Genomic DNA, 3,141 nt, shown 5'->3' with positions numbered 1-3,141 from the left:
TTTTCTTGGGTACAAAAAAATTTCCAAATGTCCCACTTTGCCACACAAAAACCGTATTAAAACCGTATATAATCCGACACTTTGTCAGCGGTTGTTTTCTTAATTTTATCACACATTTTTTTAACCTCAAACTATTTTTTTATAAAAAAAATGGATCCACTGCTCCATAAATAAATAATCCCCCTAAAATATAAAGAGTATTTTTAATATCAATTTGTAAACATCAATCAAAAAAAATTTTTTCAAAAGGGGTTGGGCAGTGCTCCCAATAAATAAATTTAAAATTAAGGCTTACTTAAATTTAAATTTATAGGAAGTGTGTACTCACTTCCTATGCTTGCTATTTTTCTGATACTTCTAAAAACTTATTTTTAAAATTAAATAAATTTTTAAAACACCTTTTCAAGGCCTCGTTTAGATGGAATATGATAGCCATTTCTAACTTGTATAAAACTACCACATCCACAACTACATTGTATAAATATAATTGCTAATTCTTCTGTCTTAGGAAGTTTAAGTTTTTCTCCACACATTGGACATAAAAAATATTTCTTTTTTTCTAACTTCATAATTTTCCCCTTAATAAAAAATACTCTATAAATCTACTTTGAAAAAATCTTAAAAAATTTTATTTTTTCATTTCTTTTTTGCTCCATTTTTTCTTTTAGATCTTGGAGCTTATTATCTACTTCTTCAAAATGTTCTGCTAAATATAACTGTTGTTCACTTTTTTTCTGCTCTTCCTTTAAAAGTATCTGACTATTTTCAATTAACTTATGCAATTCAGATATTTGTTTGTCTTTTTCATCTAATTGCTTTTTTAAAAATTCATTTTCAGAGTTTAAACTATTTAAATATTCTTTATTGAACTCTTTTAACTCAAGTTTAAACTCTTTAAAGTCAGTATTTTTAATGCTTATATCAAAATCTTCTCTCTCACTATTTAAACCGTTAGTTAAATCTTTTAATTTATCATCATTTAAGTTTAAACCTTTAAATATTAAATTAATACCTTCATCTGAAATATAAGTAATACCTTTATTTTTAACCACATACTTCTCAATTTCTTTTAACTTAATTTTATTATAAATACTAACTTTACTTAAACCAGTTAAAACGGATACTTCTGCAACACTCCTCAACATCCCTTAAACCCTCCCTTTTAGAATAAACCCGATATATAAACTAATTCAATAAATCTCTTAAAAATCCTGTCTACCTATTATTAATCAATCCATTCTTTAATCATTTCCAATAATATTTTATCTCTATCTAATCCAGTTTCATCTACCTTCTTAATAAACTCATTATAAACCTCATTAGGAACTCTAAAATTTATTGCTTTTGTTGAAGATCTTCTTCTCTTACTAGACTGTATATTAACTTTTATTTTTTCTTTAATTGCTGGAATATCTTTATCATTAATACCACCTAAAAATTTTATAGCTTCTTCTTCTGTATAAAAAGTCTTATATATACTAGGATAACCTAATAAAAGTTCTTTACACTCACTCCAGGTTCTAACTATCTTATTTTTAACACCTTTACCTTCTTTAATAGCATAATACTTTTGTTTTTTCTTTTTACTCATATTCTTATAACCCCCATCGCTCGCACTAAATTTTCATATTTTTTAGTTGACTTTTAAGTCAACATCAACTATGGTTTGGTGAATTAGGAAACGGCTCGCTCCCCCCCTTGCAATTAATATAACATAAAAATACTAATTGCAAAGGGGATAAGCAAGCATGATATTATGGCTTGGAGCCATTGAGGTATCCGTGTCGCATTTATCCCGTGGCTTCCAACCACTATGTAAATCAATCTCGTTTAGGTCTGGTATTATCGAGCATACTACCATGTAACTTTCTACACACCCCTAGGAGCTAATGCAAACTCCACCAGGACAGGCACTCCACTACTAAAAACTAACTTTAATAGTTTGTCTAAAAATAGCACCTCCCCATCTAACGGCGCTATCCTCGGTGGTGAGCCGAGTAGTTTTTTATAGTGTTATTCCTTAACCACTTACCATACAGGATTTTTCAGTATTTAATTTATGAAAAACTTGTCTTAATTTTTATTTAGTTAAATAAAAAAGCCTTTTAGTAAGGTTTTACCATACTAAAAGGCTTGAAAATTCTTCTTTAATCAGTTATACTTTATTCATAATATTGAATAAAATATATTTTATAAAGTAGCTTTCGTGCTTGGTTTTATGTGTGAGATATAACCTTGAACGTAGTTACTAACTAAATGAAGTTCTTTTCTAACAGCTTTCTAGGTATTGCAGTACCTTGTAAAGTTCGGCTCATATGTTAGTTTGCAGACTAATATATGAGAGTTGAATAAGAGCTTTTTTTATTTAAGTTTAATTCCAAATTTAAGTTAATTTTACCCTGTTTTTCTGCATAAAGCAAGATTTTTTTTTGTTGTACCTTGTTGTCAACGCTTGAATTTACTTACTTATACTCATATTTTACTTATCTCTAAATTCCTCTATATCTCGTTTTTTTCTCGATTTACTTAATTCTTTTTGTTGTTCAGACTCTCTATGTATTAATACTACTGGCTTTATTTTATCACTTTATTGTAGTATTATGAGCTATTGTTTACAACTTGATTTTAGAATTATCCCTTTATAATTTCCATAGTTTATAATACATTTTTGCTATACCTTTCGACTTACAATATACTATTATTTATAGTTGATTTTTTAATACAACATAAAGAAAAAATAAATAAAATTGAACATAAAATTAATAAATTAAAATTACAAAAACAAATAATCCTAGCTCGTGAAAAAAGGATAAAGAAAAGCTCTTACTAGAAGATTAATTCAAATATGCGCTATTATTGAAAATATAGGTATTGATAATGTAGAATTGACCAATAAGTTCAAATCCTACTTTGAAGCTAATGATAAATCCAAAACTTAGCTTAAAAAATTTATATCCAAAAATAAATAATTAAAATATATTTAGAAATTCTCTCTATTTATATAATGCTCAAGTAAAAAACAATTTAATTAGTGTTAATTTCTATTCTGACTTTTAATACTGTAGGGAGAGTAGATAGATTTGTGTAAAAAACAAATCTATCTACTCTTTTTTTGTATGATTAGTTGGTAGATTTGGAATA

General features: G+C 26.8%; 3 protein-coding genes. All 3 read right to left on the bottom strand.

Going from position 1 to position 3,141, the window contains the following annotated elements; genetic code table 11:
- Nucleotides 1-389 precede the first annotated feature (389 nt).
- Nucleotides 390-569, bottom strand: coding sequence for a hypothetical protein (locus HCG70_RS17230; protein ID WP_055292523.1), 180 nt, complete (start codon nucleotides 567-569; stop codon nucleotides 390-392).
- Nucleotides 570-602: 33 nt separating this feature from the next.
- On the bottom strand, nucleotides 603-1,145 hold the full coding sequence (locus HCG70_RS17225; protein WP_221698078.1) for a hypothetical protein: 543 nt from the start codon (nucleotides 1,143-1,145) through the stop codon (nucleotides 603-605).
- Between the two features lie 80 nt (nucleotides 1,146-1,225).
- On the bottom strand, nucleotides 1,226-1,591 hold the full coding sequence (locus tag HCG70_RS17220) for an RNase H1/viroplasmin domain-containing protein (RefSeq protein WP_221698077.1): 366 nt from the start codon (nucleotides 1,589-1,591) through the stop codon (nucleotides 1,226-1,228).
- Nucleotides 1,592-3,141 lie beyond the last annotated feature (1,550 nt).

Source organism: Clostridium sp. K04, from assembly GCF_019734375.1.
Lineage (GTDB): Bacteria > Bacillota > Clostridia > Clostridiales > Clostridiaceae > Clostridium > Clostridium saudiense.
This window is presented reverse-complemented; position numbering and strand designations above follow the sequence as displayed.

What these genes read in the sequence shown, in the direction of transcription:
- HCG70_RS17225 (WP_221698078.1), bottom strand. Translation starts at nt 1,145, where the DNA reads ATGTTGAGGAGTGTTGCAGAAGTATCCGTTTTAACTGGTTTAAGTAAA.
- HCG70_RS17230 (WP_055292523.1), bottom strand. Translation starts at nt 569, where the DNA reads ATGAAGTTAGAAAAAAAGAAATATTTTTTATGTCCAATGTGTGGAGAA.
- HCG70_RS17220 (WP_221698077.1), bottom strand. Translation starts at nt 1,591, where the DNA reads ATGAGTAAAAAGAAAAAACAAAAGTATTATGCTATTAAAGAAGGTAAA.